The organism is Bacillus sp. SIMBA_008 (assembly GCF_046535495.1).
Taxonomy (GTDB): Bacteria; Bacillota; Bacilli; order Bacillales; family Bacillaceae; genus Bacillus; species Bacillus subtilis.
The window spans coordinates 1-234 of the sequence record NZ_JAWRWL010001317.1; the positions used below are offsets into that span (position 1 = coordinate 1).

Genomic DNA, 234 nt, shown 5'->3' on the forward strand with positions numbered 1-234 from the left:
TGACAAAATATTTTTTCGATTGGACAATAAAGGAAATCATATCGTAAAGGGGTTTTCTGAATATGAGCCGGCTTGTTGCGCTTTTGATTCTGGTCCTCCCCGGCGCTGTCGCGGCGCTCGGCATTAAGCTGATGAGAGATGCATTATTCGGGCATGCGTTTTCCCCGTTTCCGTCCCTTTTTCTTCAGGGGGCGGCCGGATTGGCGTTTTTTTTGTTCGGCCTTTATGTTCTGG

Annotated in this window: 1 protein-coding gene; it reads left to right on the forward strand. The window is 48.3% G+C overall.

All coding sequences use genetic code 11. The features are described 5' to 3' along the window. Positions 1 to 62: 62 nt before the first annotated feature. A partial coding sequence (locus SB658_RS27715) for a DUF2627 family protein (RefSeq protein ID WP_410603796.1) occupies positions 63 to 234 on the forward strand: 172 nt, incomplete at its 3' end.